The sequence below is a fragment of the Terasakiella pusilla DSM 6293 genome (assembly GCF_000688235.1).
Taxonomy (GTDB): Bacteria; Pseudomonadota; Alphaproteobacteria; order Rhodospirillales; family Terasakiellaceae; genus Terasakiella; species Terasakiella pusilla.
This window is the reverse complement of record NZ_JHYO01000006.1, coordinates 23,153-41,636: the sequence shown is the minus strand read 5'-3', so window position 1 is coordinate 41,636 and position 18,484 is coordinate 23,153. Positions and strand designations below refer to the sequence as shown.

The 18,484-nt window shown below is 50.1% G+C and carries 13 protein-coding genes and 1 tRNA gene; 8 read left to right on the top strand and 6 right to left on the bottom strand.

Going from position 1 to position 18,484, the window contains the following annotated elements; genetic code table 11:
* The 5 genes from Q397_RS0105365 to Q397_RS0105345 form a co-directional block, all read right to left on the bottom strand.
* A complete protein-coding gene (locus tag Q397_RS0105365) occupies positions 1 to 2,307 on the bottom strand; it encodes an NADP-dependent malic enzyme (RefSeq protein ID WP_028878523.1) in 2,307 nt (768 codons plus the stop codon).
* 250 nt (positions 2,308 to 2,557) lie between these two features.
* Positions 2,558 to 3,454: an OmpA family protein gene (locus Q397_RS0105360; protein ID WP_084148951.1), complete on the bottom strand. Its 897-nt coding sequence runs from the start codon at positions 3,452 to 3,454 to the stop codon at positions 2,558 to 2,560.
* Between the two features lie 175 nt (positions 3,455 to 3,629).
* Positions 3,630 to 4,253, bottom strand: coding sequence for a hypothetical protein (locus Q397_RS21235; RefSeq protein WP_156950637.1), 624 nt, complete (start codon positions 4,251 to 4,253; stop codon positions 3,630 to 3,632).
* Positions 4,254 to 4,393: 140 nt separating this feature from the next.
* Positions 4,394 to 5,917 carry a methyl-accepting chemotaxis protein gene (locus tag Q397_RS21230; RefSeq protein WP_240475029.1) on the bottom strand — a complete coding sequence of 508 codons (1,524 nt, stop codon included), beginning with the start codon at positions 5,915 to 5,917 and terminating at the stop codon, positions 4,394 to 4,396.
* Positions 5,918 to 6,159: 242 nt separating this feature from the next.
* Positions 6,160 to 6,246 (bottom strand) — tRNA-Leu (locus Q397_RS0105345).
* 126 nt (positions 6,247 to 6,372) lie between these two features.
* Here Q397_RS0105345 and lipB point away from each other — a divergent pair.
* Positions 6,373 to 7,038, top strand: coding sequence for a lipoyl(octanoyl) transferase LipB (lipB, locus tag Q397_RS0105340; protein WP_038012918.1), 666 nt, complete (start codon positions 6,373 to 6,375; stop codon positions 7,036 to 7,038).
* Positions 7,039 to 7,102: 64 nt separating this feature from the next.
* Here lipB and Q397_RS0105335 read toward each other — a convergent pair whose 3' ends face one another.
* On the bottom strand, positions 7,103 to 7,918 hold the full coding sequence (locus Q397_RS0105335) for an OmpA family protein (protein WP_028878520.1): 816 nt from the start codon (positions 7,916 to 7,918) through the stop codon (positions 7,103 to 7,105).
* 271 nt (positions 7,919 to 8,189) lie between these two features.
* On the opposite strand from Q397_RS0105335, the gene Q397_RS0105330 reads away from it, so the two are divergent.
* From Q397_RS0105330 to Q397_RS21225, 7 genes are all read left to right on the top strand, one after another.
* Complete coding sequence (locus Q397_RS0105330) at positions 8,190 to 8,870, top strand: HAD-IA family hydrolase (RefSeq protein WP_038012904.1); 681 nt, start codon at positions 8,190 to 8,192, stop codon at positions 8,868 to 8,870.
* Positions 8,871 to 8,873: 3 nt separating this feature from the next.
* On the top strand, positions 8,874 to 10,925 hold the full coding sequence (locus tag Q397_RS0105325) for an AsmA family protein (protein ID WP_028878518.1): 2,052 nt from the start codon (positions 8,874 to 8,876) through the stop codon (positions 10,923 to 10,925).
* A 66-nt stretch (positions 10,926 to 10,991) separates the two neighbouring features.
* Positions 10,992 to 11,705: an ATP12 family chaperone protein gene (locus Q397_RS0105320; protein WP_028878517.1), complete on the top strand. Its 714-nt coding sequence runs from the start codon at positions 10,992 to 10,994 to the stop codon at positions 11,703 to 11,705.
* Positions 11,706 to 11,805: 100 nt separating this feature from the next.
* Positions 11,806 to 12,111, top strand: coding sequence for a MarR family transcriptional regulator (locus Q397_RS25560; protein ID WP_028878516.1), 306 nt, complete (start codon positions 11,806 to 11,808; stop codon positions 12,109 to 12,111).
* 419 nt (positions 12,112 to 12,530) lie between these two features.
* The gene (locus Q397_RS0105310) at positions 12,531 to 14,063 is read left to right on the top strand and encodes an acyl-CoA carboxylase subunit beta (RefSeq protein WP_028878515.1); all 1,533 of its coding nucleotides are present in this window, start codon (positions 12,531 to 12,533) and stop codon (positions 14,061 to 14,063) included.
* Positions 14,064 to 14,113: 50 nt separating this feature from the next.
* A complete protein-coding gene (gene accC, locus Q397_RS0105305) occupies positions 14,114 to 16,117 on the top strand; it encodes an acetyl-CoA carboxylase biotin carboxylase subunit (protein ID WP_028878514.1) in 2,004 nt (667 codons plus the stop codon).
* A 224-nt stretch (positions 16,118 to 16,341) separates the two neighbouring features.
* Positions 16,342 to 18,438 carry a bacteriohemerythrin gene (locus Q397_RS21225; RefSeq protein WP_169737975.1) on the top strand — a complete coding sequence of 699 codons (2,097 nt, stop codon included), beginning with the start codon at positions 16,342 to 16,344 and terminating at the stop codon, positions 18,436 to 18,438.
* The last annotated feature ends 46 nt before the right edge of the window (positions 18,439 to 18,484 follow it).

Here is an 18,484-nt window from a genome sequence, read left to right as displayed (position 1 = left end):
TTACTCCGGTTGGCCAGCGTGAATTTGGGCGTCCACCACAGCCACGGCACTGACGTTCACAATCGCACGAACCGTCGCGGACGGCGTCAGGATATGCGCAGGCTTGGCAGCCCCTAACAACAATGGACCAACCGGTAGGCCGTCCGCTGTCATCTTCACAAGGTTATAAGCAATGTTTGCGGCATCAAGGTTCGGCATAATCAACAAGTTAGCCGATCCCCGCAAGCGTGAATTTGGGAAGATATTGTTACGAAGCTGTTCGGACAAAGCCGCATCAGAATGCATCTCACCTTCAATTTCCAGATCAGGCTCACGTTCCAACACCAGCTCACGCACGCGGCGCATCTTGAAGGATGAAACGCTATCACGGTTGCCAAAGTTGGAATGACACAACAAAGCAACCTTCGGCTTGATCCCGAAACGGCGCACTTCTTCCGCTGCCATCAAGGTGATCTCCGCCAACTGTTCCGCCGTTGGGTCGTAGTTGACATAAGTGTCACACATAAACAGGGTGTCTTTTTCCATGATCACAAGGTTCATGGCGGCCAGCACGGATTGCCCGTCGCGCAGACCGATCACACCTTCCAACTGTTCCAGATGTTTGCCGTAACGGCCCGATGTCCCGCAGACAACCGCATCAGCTTCCCCACGGCGTACCATCAGGGATGCCAGAATGGTCGCACGGGTGCGCACCAGACTTAACGCCGCTGTCGGGGAGACCCCGCGACGGCCCATCAAACGATGATAATAATCCGCATAGCTATGCAAGCGGTAATCACGCATGATCTCAACGATCTCGAAATCTTTATCCGCGACAAGGCGCAAGCCAAGGGTCTGGATTTTCCGTTCGATCACTTCACGACGACCGATCAGGATCGGGATGGCGATACCGTCATCCACAACGATTTGAACAGCACGCAGGACGCGATCGTCTTCGCCTTCCGCATAGACAACCTTTTTTGGGTTCCGTTTTGCCTGTTCAAAGACAGGCTTCATCATCATGCCAGAACGATAGACGAACTGGGACAAACGTTCCCGATAGGCGCGCAAGTCATCAATCGGGCGCGTAGCAACGCCACTATCCATTGCCGCTTTCGCAACGGCCAGTGTCACATTGAGGATCAGGCGCGGATCAAACGGTTTCGGGATCAGATATTCCGGCCCGAAGCACAGGCTCTCTTCCCCATAGGCTTTGGTCACGCGCTCATCCGCTTCTGCCAAAGCGAGGTCAGCCAAGGCTTCAACGCAGGCCATCTTCATTTCCGCGTTAATGGTTGTTGCCCCCACATCCAGCGCACCACGGAAGATATACGGGAAACACAAAACGTTGTTTACCTGGTTCGGATAGTCAGATCGACCCGTTGCCATAATACAATCAGGGCGCACTTCTTTCGCAAGCTCAGGGCGAATTTCCGGCTCAGGGTTCGCAAGGGCGAAGATGATCGGCTGGTTCGCCATCTTGGCAACCATATCCTGCTTCAACACGCCCGGTGCAGATAGACCAAGGAAGATGTCTGCGCCTTCGATCGCTTCACCGAGTGTGCGATGTTCCGTATCCGCAGCAAAGACCGCTTTATACTCGTCCATCTCTTCTGTGCGGCCTTTATAGACCACGCCAACGATGTCGCAGACGGTGATGTTTTCGCGCGGCAAGCCCATATGCTTCAAAACATTGAGGCAGGACAACGCCGCCGCACCAGCACCTGAGGCAACCAGCTTCACTTTTTTGATATCTTTACCGATGATGCGCAGCGCATTTTTGATCGCAGCACCGACGATGATCGCTGTGCCGTGCTGGTCATCATGAAAGACCGGAATATTACATCGCTCTTTCAGTTCGCGTTCCACATAAAAACATTCTGGTGCCTTGATATCTTCAAGGTTAATCCCCCCGAAAGTGGGTTCCAGCGCGGCGATAATATCGACCAGTTTTTCAGGATCGCGTTCTTCAATCTCGATATCAAACACATCGATATCGGCAAACTTCTTAAAGAGAACGCCCTTGCCTTCCATCACCGGCTTAGAGGCCAGCGGGCCGATCGCCCCTAACCCCAAAACAGCGGTCCCGTTGGAGATCACCCCAACCAGGTTGCCCCGTGCGGTCAGGCTGGCCGCTTCTTTTGCATCACGAACAATTTCTTCACAGGCAAATGCAACACCCGGTGAATAGGCCAATGCCAAATCCCGTTGGTTTGCAAGCGGCTTGGTCGCGTTTACACTGATCTTACCCGGCACCGGATGGCGGTGATAATCCAGCGCCCCTTCACGGAATTTCGCTTCAGTGTTTTTCTTTTCTTCATCAGCCATGCATTCGTCCCTTTTTTGCGGCTGGGCATCTGCCCATACATTCAGACAGCGATTTTTACATCGTTATTGGTTTCATGCTTCCCTTACGAAGCATTTTTGGTCCCGCACTTACCGTCTTTTTTCTTTTGCTGATCGTGTAGGTACAGGAAAGGACGTTTCCTTTGACAACAATAACTTTCTGTTCAGAAAGCACAATAGAAAAAGCCCCAAAGGAAGACCTTTGGGGCTAAAAAACGTCAGGTCACAAAGTCTATTGTTTAACTTTAATGACAACACGTCTGTTTTTGGCTTCACGCACACCATCTTCGGTCTGCACAGCCAGGGCGCTTTCGCCAACACCCTGTGTCGTCATCTTGCCTTCCGGCACTTCCAGACTCGCAACAAAGGACTTTACAGCCTCCGCACGACGTTTGGACAAACGTTCGTTGTAGGTACGTGAACCAGCGGAATCGGTGTGACCGATCAGCTCAAACGCCGCCGTTTCTTTACCCCAATCTTCCACCAGTGCTTGCAGCACCTGCTGACCAACCGGTGTGATCACAGCGGAGTCGAAGTCAAAGAACACTGTATACAGCTTCGCCATATCCAGCGGCTCTGTCGCTTGCGGTTTGGTGACGATCACATTCTGAAGTTTTGCAAGTGCGGCATCAAATTGCTGCTTACACTTGGCAATCTCATCATTCTGCCAACCTTCCTCCTGCTCTTCTACCCAGCAATCAAAGCTGGCTTGTGCTTTCGCAGCTTCAAGGGGGAAATCCCCAACGCCTTCGTTCAAAGCAGCCAACAGATCTTGACGCGGCTGTGCAAACTGAACCAGTTCTTCTTCGGAATAACGCCAGTTAGCTGGGTCTTCCGGACCGATGATCCCATCGCTTTCACTGATCTTGATGGCTTTACGGGCAAAGAAGTCAGAATCGAACCAATCGGACCAGACCACGCCTTCTTTTGTAGAAAGGGCCTGATATTCCCGAATCAAGGCAGATTTGAAATCATTGCCTTGCACTTGGATGTTCTGTGCTTTTTCGTAATTGAAAGGCTGTGTAAACGGGTTTCCGCCGTGATCCAACGAGTTCGGCAGATTGGAACAACCGGCCAGTACTGTTGCGGACATCAAAACCGCGAGGGGGGACATGTATCTCTTAGCCATGATTATAAACCTTCTTTATAACTCAATAAATCGTGCGCTACTGGAATGAAGGTTAGGGCTGTAAATGGCTGCTGGCAAGCGACTTTTTATGCCTTTTATGGCTTCTTTATGCCCCTGAAAAAACTTCTTACCCCCTCCTTATAAATCTTAAGTTCTATTTGGATGGGGGTAAGCTTTAGATGCACTTGGATAAAGCGCGTTGAATTTCATGATCTGTTGTCAGGTAAGATGGCTTGAGAGCACTTGTAATTTCAAAGGCTTCGCTCTGTTCCCCCACCAGATAATCAAACCGTCCAGACGTCTGTTTCACCAACGACAAGATACCGTCGCGACTTTTACGCACACTGGCTTTAACCTGATCGGTGGTTGTAATTTCTGCGCAGACTTCGCCAAGATGTTCATCCATTAAATCCACCAACGCGTAGTCGGGGTTCACCTCAATGTCCGCCGTTGACTTGATTGTCTTGGCTGAAATCCCTTTTTTGGGACGGAACTGATCCAGTCTCATCGTCGAAGAAACGATATAGCCTTCAGGAAAATAGACCGCCAGATTATTATCCAGCAGCACACGATCCCCCAGCACACGGCCAGACCGCAACAACTTCTTAATCCGCTTTGCATTAATCTTGCCGGAGAAGTCATTAAACTTCAGCACAGCCCGATCTGCACGATACTTGGCAAAGTACGTCTCATAAGGAAGCGGTGGCAAATACGATTTCTTAGTGCCCGCCTCAGACGACGAGCAAACGACAGTTACTGCCGCACAAACAGAAAACACACATAAAAGCTTGCGTATCATTTGTTCTCCATTCAATAGGCGATGATCCGTGAGTATTCTTACATACTATGGAAGGCGTAGATACCATTTTTAAAGGCCTTTGCCAAACCAGAATCGCACTCTCATACCAAAGGATAAGCCATCCTACCTAAATATGGACCCTACATGGAGCGTACATTTTTCAAAAATATGTCGACCTGATTTTGCAATTCGTATGAGCGTTCAGATAGATCGCTTGCCACTTCCAGCATACTTCCGGCGGTTTCACCGGTTTCCTGCGCTGCAGATTGCACGCCCTCGATACTGCTTGCAACTTCCTGTGTGGAGACCGCCTGATCATCAACCGCGTGACTGATTGTGCTGCTGATTTCGCTCACGCTGGCAATCACATCGGTAATTTTGCGAATAGCTGTTGCTGTCGTGTCACTCACGTTCTGAACATCTTTAATCTGGTTGGTAATCTCTTCAGTCGCCCGTGCGGTTTGTTGCGCAAGGTTCTTGACCTCGCCCGCGACAACCGCAAACCCTTTACCAGCTTCCCCTGCCCGCGCGGCCTCAATGGTCGCGTTCAAGGCTAACAGGTTGGTCTGCTCTGCAATACCGGAAATCAGGGAGGTCACTTCTCCAATCTGACTAGCGGCTTTTACAAGGCCGGCAACCAATTCTTCAGTTCGATGTGCTTCTTCAACTGCCGCACGTACAATTGTACCGGCCTGTGTCACCTGAGACGAAATCTCATCCACTGACACCCCCAGCTTATCCGTGGCCGTCGCCACAGAACCGGACAATTGACGAGCATTATCTGATGTAGAGGCCAAGGCTTGTGAGACCCCCTGCATCTGTGTGGCAGAACTGGCCACGACCTGCACAAGCGACTGAACATTTTGCTCAAAATCATCTGCCAGCTTCGCGTTCTCCTGCTTTCGCGGCGTCAAATCCGTTGCAAACTTAATCACCTTCGTCGGTTTGCCATCCAGATCAATAATCGGGTTATAAGAAGCTTCAATCCAAACTTCCCGCCCGCCTTTCGCCAATCGCCGGTATTGCCCGGCCTGAAACTCACCACGTCGCAGTGCTGCCCAGAATTCTTTATATTCCTGACTAGAGGCAAAGGCAGCGTCAGTAAAAATACGGTGATGCTGCCCTTTAATTTCCTCAAGACGATAGCCCATCACCTTCAAGAAGTTGTCATTGGCGTCAACAATCGTGCCATCCAGTTCAAACTCGATCACAGCCTGCGCACGGTCAATCGCACGCACAATGCCCTTGCGCTCGATAAGTTCCTGAATCTTTCCAGTAATGTCCGTCGCAAACTTAATGACTTTGTATGGCTTCCCCCGTTTGTTCAACACAGGGTTATAGGACGCCTCAATCCAGACATCTTTGCCGCCTTTTGCAATCCGCTTATACTGACCTGCTTGGTAAATACCTTGATTTAGGGACTTCCAGAACTCACGATACTCGTTACTTTGGGCAAATTCCTCTTCGGCGAACATACGGTGATGCTGCCCTTGCACTTCCTGCAAACTATACCCCATCAATTTCAGGAAGTTTTCATTCGCATTTAAGATCGTGCCGTCCAGACTAAATTCAATAACAGCCATGGACTTGTCGAGCGCAGCGAGAACGTCAGAGACGCCCGCGCCGCTTCGTCCGCCGGAGCGAGAGCGAAATAGATTAACCATAATGTTCCTCGGATTCTGAATATTTTTTATAAATAAATTGCAAAGCAAAATAGCTCGGTCCGCTGTTGTACCTCTTTTCAAACAATCACTTAAAGAGATAACCTGCTGACTAAGTATTCGCCCTTAACTGTCAGTACGTAAACTGAGAGCGTTTGGACCACATACCTATGAATATTTACGTATATTGCACCAGAGAAACACAGACACAAAAAAACCCGCTTCTAGGTGAAGCAGGTTTTTTATGGTGCGGTCGAGAAGACTCGAACTTCCACTCCGGTTAAAGAACAACGACCTCAACGTTGCGCGTCTACCAATTCCGCCACGACCGCATAATGTGTGGCAAAAGATGTCCTGACGGTGTATGAGGTGTCGAACCGCGAAACATCTTGTGTGGGCGTGGGTATAAACAAACTCGTCAGATAGATCAAGACATGAATGATAAAAAATTTACATCAATGATAAGAAATGACGTCGAATGGCGTTTCAGCGACGAAGAAATTCCGTACGAAGAAGCACTTTCCTTTATGGAGCAAAGGGTTAGCGAAATACGCGCCGGAACAGCAAAAGAATGCATTTGGCTACTGGAACACCCCCCTTTATATACAGCCGGAACCAGCGCGAACCGAAAAGACCTGATCGACCCGGAGCGTTTTCCTGTTTATGACGCCGGACGCGGGGGGCAATATACCTACCATGGACCGGGCCAACGCATTGCTTATGTCATGCTAGACCTTGCAAAACGGGGCCGCGACATCCGAAAATTTGTTCATAACCTTGAAGAATGGGTCATCCAGACCCTTGCGACCTTTAACATCACCGGCGAACGTCGCGACGGCCGAGTCGGCATCTGGGTGGATCGCGGCATGGGGCGAGAAGATAAAATCGGCGCTATTGGTGTACGGGTACGCAAATGGGTCACTTTTCACGGTATTTCGATCAACGTAGAACCTGACCTATCCCATTTTGAAGGCATCGTGCCCTGCGGCATCACAGAACACGGCGTCACCAGCCTGCAAGACCTTGGTGTCTGGATCACCATGCAGGAAGTGGATAGCCTGCTCATGACCTGTTTTGACGCAGTCTTTGACGACGAGCACGATTCTCTGATCAGCGAAGATTAATCGGACAACAAAAAAAGGCGGAACCCAACGGGCACCGCCTTTTTTCTTAAAGATAGACTCTATCTTATTTGAATTCGACTGTCACACGACGGTTACGAGCTTCTTCAACCTCGTCACCTGTAGCAACCGCATTCATTTGCTCGCCGCTTGCACCAACACGGATCGACTTAGCTGCGATACCATGTGCTTTCAAGAACTCAGAAACCGCCTGAGCACGAGAAAGTGCAAGAGATTCGTTGTAAGATGCGTTCCCTTTAGTGTCCGTATGACCGTTCACCATCAACGCGTTTGCACCACGCCCCATCATGGACGCTTTAACCAACTTAGCTTTCGCTTCGTCAGTCAGCTCTGTGCTGTCGAAGTTGAAATACACAACAACGTCATCCATTTTTGGCGCTGCCATCGGCTTCATGCCCATGTCATCCAAACCTGCCATGAAGTATTTTTTACACGCTTCGATGTCTTCAGGCTGGAAGTTTTCTTCCTGTTCCTGCATCCAGCAATCAAAGCCTGCTTGAGCGCGTGCTGCTGCATTCGGTGTTGCATCTTTACCGCCAGCCGCAAAAGCAGCCATCAGTTTAGCGCGTGCGTCTTCCATTTCAGCAACTTTGTCTTCTGGGATATTACGATCCGCAACCATTTGCGGCTCAACATCACCCATTGTCGCAGCGCGTGCTTTGCTGACGAAACGACGTGCATCGCGCCAGTCACCCTCGTCACGCTCCAGACCCGCCAAACGTGCGTACTCGCTTTGAAGTTCTTTCTGGAAAGCGCTACCATCGTTTGGTGCCATTTTAGCGCCATCAACATCCCAGTTGGATGCACAAGCTGCTAAAAGCGGTAAAGCGCTCAGTGCCACTGCTGTTTTCAAAAATTTCATGAATTAGTCTCCTAACTTGCCCTAACGTTTTACGTATAAAGATCAAACTAACGTATAATCGGCGTGGTTCAATCTATAAAAAAATCTAGCTTCGTACCCTACAAGCTCTTTGAATAAACTTATTTTTTATGTTGTGGTCTTCGCACTTGCAAACTATCTACATTTGTAGAAGCCTAAAAGCATTAGACAATTAAAATGATTGTGTCGCCTGCCCACAAGTGCAAGCTAAATATTTATAAAACTTCCATTTCCCTTTTCAGTGGAGAGCCCCTTGAGCACCGAGACCCCTTTACAACTGGCGATTTTCGATTGTGATGGCACTTTAGTCGATAGTCAGCATTCCATCATCAAAGCCATGGACCTGACCTGCGAAACCTATGGACTCGACAAATTAACCCGCGACTCCATCCGTCGAGTCGTCGGTCTTCCCCTTGAAATTGCTATGACAAATTTGTTTGAGGGGCGAACACAATCCATCTGCAATGAAATGGCGGAATGTTATCGCACCCACTTTCGAAGCATGCGCCTAAACGACGAAGTAGAAGAGCCCCTTTTCCCCGGTACAGTTGAAGCCCTCAATGCACTGGAAGCTGACGGCTGGTTACTAGGGGTTGCGACAGGAAAAGCAATGCGCGGGTTGATCCCGACGCTGGAAACCCATAATCTGGAAAAACGATTCGTGACATTGCAAACGGCATGTCGCGCCATGGGTAAACCCCACCCGGAAATGGTGGAAAAAGCACTGGATGAAACGGGCGTAAACGCGCAAAATGCAATTGTAATTGGTGACACAACATACGACATCCACATGGCCAGTAACGCAAATGTAAAATCCATTGGCGTGGCATGGGGGTATCATGAACCGGACGAATTAATGGACGCGGGCGCGGTGTGCGTCGTCCATGAGTACAGCGAACTCAACCAAGCCATAAAAAAAGCAATGGAGAATTAGAATATGGGGCGCATAAAGCTAATAGTCGGCGGCCTTTTTGTCGTCATCGTTGGCGTTGTGGTGGCAGGCGTTGCCATCCTCAGCCAGATGGATTTCAACCAATATAAAGGCGAGATCGCCAAACAGGCCAAAGCGGCGACAGGCCGTGACCTTGTCATCGCAGGGGACCTGAACCTTGACATCTCCCTCAGCCCGAAAGTCCGCGTTGATGGCGTCAGCCTGTCCAACGCCAAATGGGGCAGCAGTCCGCATATGGTCAAAGTTGACAGCTTCGCCGCTGAGATGCAATTGATCCCGCTTCTGTTCGGGGAAATCCATATTTCAGAAATTATCCTGATCAAACCGGATATCCTTTTGGAAACGGATAAGTCCGGCAAAGGCAACTGGGTGATGGGTACACCAAGCACCGCGAAAGAAGAAACAGCTTCTTCCGGCGCAACCACCCTGCCCGCCATTAACAAAATCCGTATCGAGAAAGCCAAATTCATTTTCCGTGATGGTCAAAAAGGCGAAGACACCTCTATCGTTATCGACGAGATGCAAGCCTCTGCCGCGGATATTGACGAGCCGTTGAACCTGTTGTTCAAAGGCGCGTTCAACGATCATGTGGTTGAACTTAGTGGTCAGCTCGGCACACCTCAGGCCCTGATGGAAGGCAGCGCGGTTGATGTGGACCTTGCCCTCAGTGCTGTTGGGACAGAAGCTAAAATTACCGGCCAGATCAAACAACCGCTTCTTGGTAAAGGCCTGAACCTTGCCTTGAGCGCTAAAAGTGACAACATCGCCCGTCTGGCAGAACTTGCCGGCACCGAAGTTGGCAAAGTCGGCCCGTTTGAAATGGCGGCAACGGTTTCTGACAGCAAAGACAGCTACAAATTGGCTGGCCTGAGTGTGAAAATCGCTGAAAGTGACATCAGCGGTGACGTCACCGTCAACCTCGCCAACAAAACACCTTATGTAAAAGTCGATCTCGCTTCTAACCGTTTCTCTCTCATGGAAGTTCTGCCGCAAAGTGACGAAAAAGCGGAAGAGGCCCCGAAGGCAGAAGCGAAAAAAGGCGACAAAATCTTCCCGTCCAGCCCCCTGCCCGTCGATGGCTTGAAAGCGGTCAATGCCGATGTTTCCTACAAAGCCAAAGACTTCATCTTGGGTGACTTTGCCCTGACCAACGTGTCCGACGTGATCTCGCTGAAAGGCGGTAAGATGACGGGGGAACACGGTTTTGGCATGGGGGGTGGCACCTTTAGCGGTCACATCAACTTTGATGGCAGCCGCTTACCGGCAAACCTCGATATCGACCTGACGGGTAAAGACCTTGGCTTGGGCGATAGCTTGAAGCAAAACGGTATCACCGACCTGATTGATGGCGCCAAGACCCAGACACGTATCAAACTTAAAGCCCAAGGCAAATCAGTTGCAGAACTGATGGCGTCTCTTAATGGGCAAACGCTGTTGAACGTGGGCGAAGGCAAGATCAATTCCAAATATGTCAACCTGATCGGTAGCGATCTGGTGACAGAATTGACAAACACGCTCAACCCGTTTGCGAAAAAACAGGACTACACCCCACTGGCCTGTATGGTCGTGAACCTGAACTTTGACAACGGTGTGGCCGATTATGATCGTCAGATCGCTGTTCAAACCGATAAAATGAACGTCACCAGCTCCGGTGTCATCCATTTGGGGAAAGAGCAACTCGATATCGGCATCAAACCGGAACCACGTGGCGATGCAGCAGACCTTGGCATCAATGCCAGTGGTCTTGCCAGCATGGTCCGTGTCCGTGGTCCCTTGTCCGCACCGGGTATTGGTGTTGACGCTATGGGTGCCGCCAAAGCCGCTATGGGCATTGGCGCTGCCATTGCAACCGGTGGCATTTCGCTACTGGCAAGTGGCCTGACAGACAAAATGATGGCTGACAGCGCCCCTTGTGACACTGCCCTTGGCAAAAAAGCACCGCCGAAAGAAACATCCGGTGGAACCGAGCAAAAACAGCAAGAAAAATCCTCCAATCCAATTGGCGGGTTGCTAAATATGCTCGGCAAGGATAAGTAAGGTCCAAACTTTGTACAACGTCCCACCCCGGCATCTGTCGGGGTGGGCGCCCTGTTAGGAAGAACCATGGACCCTTCAGCAGCACTCAAGCGCTTTTATAAAAAAGTCGATATTGAACAAGACAGCGACGGCTACAGCGTCACCCTTGATGGTCGCGCCCTTAAAAGTCCGGCAAAACGCTCCCTCTTGCTGCCCACCAAGCCCTTGGCTGAAAAACTGGCAGAAGAATGGGACGTTCAAAAAGAACATATCCAGCCCCTGACCATGCCCATGATGGGTCTGGCCTCAACGGCTGTTGACCGGATCGGTCAGTTGCGCACCGGTGTCGTGGAACAAATCGCCAAATATGCCGAAACCGATCTGATCTGTTATTGGACAGATGACCCCCTCGAACTGGCGGAACGTCAGGCACAAGCTTGGACGCCCCACCTGAACTGGGTCAAAGACGCCTATGGTGTAGAACTAAAAGCCCAAACCGGTATCCTGCATGTGCAACAACCGGCAGAAACCATCGACACATTCACCAAAACCGTAGACAGCTTCAATGATTGGGAACTTGCCGGCCTGTCCAGCGCCACCCACTGCACAGGCTCTCTCGTGCTCGGTCTTGCCCTTGTGCAAAACCACATCGACAGCGCGCGCGCCTTTGAAGACTCCCAAGTGGACGAAACCTACCAGATCGAACAATGGGGCGAAGACTGGGAAGCGGCAGACCGCCGCCAAGCCATCCGCCAAGACCTCGACGCCGTCAGCACATGGATCAACCTGCTCAAAGGCTGATCTGCGTTCAAAGAATTTGTGAATAGAAAAGCCGTGGGCCACACCTGCGGCTTTTTTCGTCGCGACTTAGCAAAAAATCAATAAAAGGAAACAACATCCCATGAAATACCGGAACCTACAAACTATCCTCGGTGAATTTATATCGCTCTCTTCATCCCGTAAGACCATTCCCTTAAAACCTGTTTACGTTTTCTTAGATGTGCTCACGGACCCTGAGTTAACACCGCAACACTACGCGCGACGCTTAAACGAAACAAAGTCAACTATCGGCAAACAACTAAATTACCTTGAGGAACTTGACCTAGTAGAGCGTAAACCTAACCCATCAAATGGACGCGAGAAATTAGTTCACCTCACAATAAGCGGTAAACTCCTGGGAGAGCGCATTAACGAGCAGCTATCGTAAACTATCCCTCAAAGATAACAGCCGCTCACTTCCCATCCCGTCATGCCGCACCCGTTGCGGCATTATCGGTTGAAGCAATTCAACGACTTCTCCCACTTCTCGCGCAACAGGTGCGCGATGACGTTGCAGGCTGCCTGACTAATGCTCACCTTTTTTCGATTCCCGCAGAGGGTGAATTTCTGAATTTTAATTCACGACCTGTCTTCGCCAATCAACATTCATACAGACCTAGAAAAACGACCTACCCCTTCTTTAAAATCAAAGACTTAAACATTAGAGTCACTTTAAATCGGTAATTCGGTATCAGAGTGCGCATTTTTTCTAGCGCGTGTTTATGGATTATGGTATCAACACAATCAGGAAGTCATCAGTCTTCCGCATATATCGACGGCCCAAACGGGCAAAGGGGACATATATAGATGCACGACATTATCGAAATGCTGGAAGAAAAGCGCGCGAAGGCGCGTCTTGGCGGTGGTCAGCGCCGTATTGATTCTCAGCATAAAAAGGGAAAGCTGACAGCCCGCGAAAGAATTGACCTGTTCTTGGACGAAGGCACCTTCGAAGAGTGGGATATGTTTGTTGAACACCGTTGCACAGACTTCGGTATGGAAAACGATCACACGCCCGGGGATGGCGTGGTTACAGGTTACGGGACGGTCAATGGTCGTCTTGTTTTCGTTTTCTCCCAGGATTTCACCGTTTATGGTGGCTCCCTGTCTGAAACGCATGCAGAAAAAATCTGCAAGATCATGGATCAGGCGATGAAAGTTGGCGCCCCATGTATCGGCCTGAACGATTCAGGTGGTGCACGTATTCAGGAAGGCATCGCGTCCCTTGGTGGCTACGCTGACGTTTTCCAACGCAACGTGGAAGCTTCCGGTGTGATCCCGCAGATCTCCATGATCATGGGCCCGTGCGCAGGTGGTGCGGTTTACTCCCCGGCCATGACAGACTTTATCTTCATGGTTAAAGATACCTCCTTCATGTTTGTAACCGGTCCTGACGTTGTAAAAACCGTGACACACGAAGAAGTGACACAAGAACAACTCGGCGGTGCCATCACCCACACCACCAAATCCGGTGTGGCTCACCTCGCGTTTGAAAACGATGTCGAAGCGCTGTTGAAGCTGCGCGACTTCGTAGACTTCCTGCCGAGCAACAACAAAGAACAAGCACCGGTTCGCCCGACAACTGATCCGGCTGACCGTGATGATATGTCTTTGGACACATTGGTACCGGACAACGCCAACAAGCCTTACGACATGCTGGAATTAATCCACAAAGTCGTTGATGAAGGCGATTTCTTTGAAGTTATGCCGGAATTTGCCAAAAACATCATCATCGGCTTTGGTCGCATGAACGGTCAGACCGTTGGTTTCGTTGCCAACCAGCCGATGGTCTTGGCAGGTTGTTTGGATATTGATAGCTCCATTAAAGCGGCACGTTTTGTGCGCTTCTGTGATGCATTCAACATTCCGCTGGTCACATTTGTTGACGTACCGGGCTTCATGCCGGGGACCGATCAGGAATATAACGGCATCATTACACATGGCGCGAAACTGCTGTACGCTTTTGCTGAAGCAACCGTCCCGAAAGTGACTGTCATCACGCGTAAAGCCTACGGCGGCGCGTATGACGTTATGAGCTCCAAGCACCTGCGCGGGGACGTCAACTTTGCATGGCCGTCTGCGGAAATCGCGGTTATGGGCGCCAAAGGTGCGGTAGAAATTATCTTCCGTTCTGACATTGGCGATGCTGAAAAAATCCAGAAACGTACAGACGAATACGCAACCAACTTCACCAACCCGTTCAAGGCTGGTGCACGTGGTTTCATTGATGATGTGATCATGCCGCACGGCACGCGTCGTCGTATCTGTCAATCTCTCGCAATGCTGAAAAACAAAGAGCTGAAGAACCCGGCACGTAAGCATGGGAACATCCCGCTTTAAGTCCCGCCTCTTCATCAATTTGTTTTCGCTTAAGATAAGGAAACGGACACATGTTCGATAAAATCCTGATTGCAAACCGCGGTGAGATTGCTTGTCGCGTAATTAAATCGGCCCGTAAAATGGGCATCAAGACCGTTGCGGTCTATTCCGAAGCCGATAAAGACGCCCTTCACGTCCAAATGGCGGACGAAGCCGTTCATATCGGTCCGGCACAAAGTAACCAGTCCTATCTGGTCATGGACAACATTTTGGCCGCCATCAAACAAACCGGCGCACAAGCTGTGCATCCGGGCTACGGCTTCCTGTCAGAAAACGCGTCGTTCTTTGATGCGTTGGAAAAAGAGGGTATCGCCTTCATCGGGCCTGAAAAGCTTGCTATTCAGGCGATGGGGGACAAAATCGAGTCCAAAAAGCTGGCTCAAAAAGCGGGTGTGAGCACCGTTCCGGGCTACACCGACGTTGTGCGCGATACCAACCATGCGGTCGAGATTGCGGCAGAGATCGGCTACCCAGTCATGCTGAAAGCCTCCGCCGGTGGTGGTGGTAAAGGCATGCGCGTTGCCCATAACGAAGAAGAATGTCGTGACGGCTTTGAACGGGCAACCTCTGAAGCGAAATCATCTTTCGGTGATGATCGCGTCTTCATTGAAAAATTCATTGAAGAGCCGCGCCACATCGAAATTCAGGTTTTGGCCGATACACACGGTAATGCGATTTACCTCGCCGAGCGTGAATGTTCGATCCAGCGTCGTCACCAAAAGGTCATCGAGGAAGCCCCTTCCCCGTTCCTTGACGAAGCCACGCGTAAGTCTATGGGTGAGCAGGCGGTCGCACTTGCAAAAGCCGTAAACTACCGTTCAGCAGGGACTGTGGAATTTATCGTTGATAAAAACCGTAACTTCTACTTCCTGGAAATGAACACCCGCTTGCAGGTGGAACACCCGGTTACAGAACTGATTACCGGCGTTGATCTGGTTGAAGAAATGATCCGCGTTGCCGATGGTCAGGAACTGTCTATCAAGCAAGAAGACGTCAAGATCAACGGCTGGGCGATGGAATCACGGATTTATGCGGAAGACCCGTTCCGTAACTTCCTGCCGTCCACAGGTCGTTTGACCAAATACCGCCCGCCTGTCGAAAGCGACACCGTTCGTGTAGACACAGGCGTCTATGAAGGCGGCGAAATCTCCATGTTCTATGACCCGATGATCGCCAAGTTGATCACCTACGGGAAAGATCGTGAAGAAGCCACTGCCAACATGCGTCAGGCATTGGATGAATATTATATCCGCGGCGTGGGCCATAACATCAGCTTCCTGAACGCGGTTATGTCCAAGCAGCGCTTCATCGATGGTAATCTGACAACAAACTTCATCGCGGAAGAATATCCGGACGGGTTTGATGCCTCCATGGTGCCGCAAAAAGACCCGAAACAACTGGTCGCGGTTGCCTGCTTTATGAAGCGTATGGAAACAGAGCGTGAAGTCATGATCTCCGGTCAGATGGAAGGTGGTCGCGGTCGCACCATCAATGATGACTGGGTTGTGCTCTACAACGATGAAAAATTCAACGCCACTGTGACACCAAACGAGACGGACGGTTATGACGTCAAGATCGATGGCACCACCCTGCACATCCGTTCTGAATGGACGTTTGGGGAGCCATTATTCTTTGCGGACATCAACGGTCACGAAATGTGCGTTCAGGTTGATCGTCGCGCGGTTGGTTATGACCTGTTCCATGCCGGTGCACAGGCAACGGTTAAGGTTCTGAGTCAAACGCAGGCTGCCTTGAACGAACTGATGCCGTTTAAAGCACCGCCAGACCTGTCTGCCTTCCTGCTGTCACCGATGCCGGGCCTATTGCTGTCCGTTGCGGTTGAAGAAGGTCAAGAAGTCAAAGCCGGTGAAGAACTCTGCGTGATCGAAGCCATGAAAATGGAAAACATCATGCGGGCTGAAAAAGATGTCGTGATCAAGAAAGTTCACACATCTGCCGGTTCCAGCCTGTCCGTTGATGAAAAGATCATCGAGTTCCAGACAGACGACGCATAACGCAAGTTTTAACAGGGCTTGTTAAAAAGGGTGGTGAATTTATTTTCGCCGCCCTTTTTTTTTGTGAAAGATTGATTACTTAGACAACTACATATACCCTATCTTTAAGTAACTATACGTAAGAACCAAAAAAAACTGGTCAACTTCTAGTCATTACTCGTATGGCAACAGGCGTAATTCATGTTAGGTATCTGCCTAAGGCATATGGAGGGGGAATAAAAAGTATGTCACTACACAATATATCAATATCTAAAAAAATTCTGATGCTCTCGGTCGTGGCATTTGCAGGGATTATCGTGCTTGTCGGCATCAGTCTGCAACAATTCCGCTCAGCTATGATGGAAGACCGGGAAATCAAAACCAAACACATCGTCGAAACGGCCTACAGTGTCGTTGAAGACCTTGCCAAACGGGCTGAACAAGGCCAACTTCCTGTCGAGGAAGCAAAAAAACTAGCGATGCAATCGTTAGAAGCGATGCGTTACGACGGGGAAGAATACCTGTTTATCATCGATTTTGATGCGATCACATTGATGCATCCCATCCAACCTCAACTGAATGGCAAAGATCTTTCCAGTACTACGGACCCGAATGGTGTTCCCTTGTTCAAGCTTCTCGCAGAAGCCGGGAAAACAGGAGAAGGCTTTGTCGGTTATCACTGGCCCAAAGCAGGCTTTGACAAACCCGTTCAAAAGATCTCCTTTGTCAAAGGCTATGCACCTTGGCAATGGGCCATCGGATCAGGCATTTATATTGATGACGTCGATACAGCGTTCTTCAATCAAATTCTTGTTCTGGGCGCTGTTGTCGCCTTGGTGATTTTTGTCGTTTTTGTTGTGTCCTTCTTTATTGGTCGCGATATCTCAGTTCCGCTGCTGACCATGACAAACAACATGTCGTCACTCGCCTCTGGGGATTTAAAGACAGAAATTGCCGGACAAGGCCGGGGCGATGAAATCGGCTCTATGGCAAGTGCGGTCCAGATCTTTAAAGAAAACATGATCAAAACGGAAGAACTGACCCGCGCACAAAAACGCGATCAGGAAATCAAGGATCAACAACGCGAACTGATCAACAGCTATATTCGCGAATTTGAAGTCACCATGATCAATGTTCTGGACGGCTTAAACGCGGCAGATTCATCTGTGCGCACCGCCTCCAACGATGTATCCAGCCAATCTGAAGAAACCAAACTTCAGGCCACCACTGTTGCCAGTGCAGCGGAAGAAGATACATCCAACGTCCAAACCGTTGCGGCTGCGGCAGAAGAACTCTCCAGCTCCATCGGGGAGATTAGCCGTCAGGTTAATCAGGCGTCCCAAGTCACCAACCGCGCGGTGGAACAGTCCCAGACGACCTCTACACAGATGGGCGAACTGGCGGCATCCGTCTCGCAAATTGGTGAAATTGTGAACCTGATCAGCGATATCGCAGAAAAAACCAACCTGCTGGCCCTCAACGCAACCATCGAGGCCGCGCGTGCAGGTGAAGCTGGGAAAGGGTTTGCGGTTGTTGCAAGTGAAGTGAAAAACCTCGCCAACCAGACAACCCGCGCCACAGAAGATATCACCAAGCAAATCTCTGAGATTCAAGGCTCCACGGATCGCTCGGTCGAGGCCATTCACTCCATCACCGGCGTCATTGGGGAGATCAACCATATTTCCTCCATGATTGCGTCAGCCGTTGAGCAACAAGGCGCAGCAACGCAGGAAATTGCCATGAACGTGGATCAGGCTTCTGCGGGTACACAGGAGGTTTCAAACTCTATCCTTCAGGTGCAACGATCTGCTGAGTCTGTGGATCAGTCTGCAAAAGTTCTGCTGCAAACGTCCGACAACCTTGAAACTGAATCTAATACCCTGCGCGAGCAAGTCTCTCGCTTCCTCAAGCAGGTTCAGTTGGAAGATGTGGACGAACAAACCCTGTTCTCATGGTCCGACGAATTGTCCTGCGGCAACGAAAGGGTCGATGCCGATCACAAAGAAATGCTGCAACGGATCAACTCTCTCTACACAGCGATCAAAGGCAGCAAGGAATCTGATGTCGTATCGGGCATGTATCGAGAGCTGAAAGACTATACCGTCCAGCATTTTGCAGAAGAAGAACAAGTGATGGCGGGGGTCAACTATCCCGACCTTGACGCCCATAAGGTAGAACATGCAGAATTCGTCAAACGCGTTGAAAAATCTTACGAAGATTACATCAGTGCCCCCAGCGAATATGCTTCTGTTGAACTGATCGGCCTGTTGGCCAGCCTGTGGCAAAAACATATCGGATCAACCGATAAGAAGTTTGCCAACTTTATGCAAAACAGAGCTTGATCGACAGCGATTATCATCATTAAAGTGGGGTTCTTTCAACAGGAAC

Excerpts from the sequence above, each read along its gene's own strand:
- Q397_RS0105365 (WP_028878523.1), bottom strand. The coding sequence starts at position 2,307 with ATGGCTGATGAAGAAAAGAAAAACACTGAAGCGAAATTCCGTGAAGGG.
- Q397_RS0105360 (WP_084148951.1), bottom strand. The coding sequence starts at position 3,454 with ATGGCTAAGAGATACATGTCCCCCCTCGCGGTTTTGATGTCCGCAACA.
- Q397_RS21235 (WP_156950637.1), bottom strand. The coding sequence starts at position 4,253 with ATGATACGCAAGCTTTTATGTGTGTTTTCTGTTTGTGCGGCAGTAACT.
- Q397_RS21230 (WP_240475029.1), bottom strand. The coding sequence starts at position 5,917 with ATGGTTAATCTATTTCGCTCTCGCTCCGGCGGACGAAGCGGCGCGGGC.
- lipB (WP_038012918.1), top strand. The coding sequence starts at position 6,373 with ATGATAAGAAATGACGTCGAATGGCGTTTCAGCGACGAAGAAATTCCG.
- Q397_RS0105335 (WP_028878520.1), bottom strand. The coding sequence starts at position 7,918 with ATGAAATTTTTGAAAACAGCAGTGGCACTGAGCGCTTTACCGCTTTTA.
- Q397_RS0105325 (WP_028878518.1), top strand. The coding sequence starts at position 8,874 with ATGGGGCGCATAAAGCTAATAGTCGGCGGCCTTTTTGTCGTCATCGTT.
- Q397_RS0105320 (WP_028878517.1), top strand. The coding sequence starts at position 10,992 with ATGGACCCTTCAGCAGCACTCAAGCGCTTTTATAAAAAAGTCGATATT.
- Q397_RS25560 (WP_028878516.1), top strand. The coding sequence starts at position 11,806 with ATGAAATACCGGAACCTACAAACTATCCTCGGTGAATTTATATCGCTC.
- Q397_RS0105310 (WP_028878515.1), top strand. The coding sequence starts at position 12,531 with ATGCACGACATTATCGAAATGCTGGAAGAAAAGCGCGCGAAGGCGCGT.
- accC (WP_028878514.1), top strand. The coding sequence starts at position 14,114 with ATGTTCGATAAAATCCTGATTGCAAACCGCGGTGAGATTGCTTGTCGC.
- Q397_RS21225 (WP_169737975.1), top strand. The coding sequence starts at position 16,342 with ATGTCACTACACAATATATCAATATCTAAAAAAATTCTGATGCTCTCG.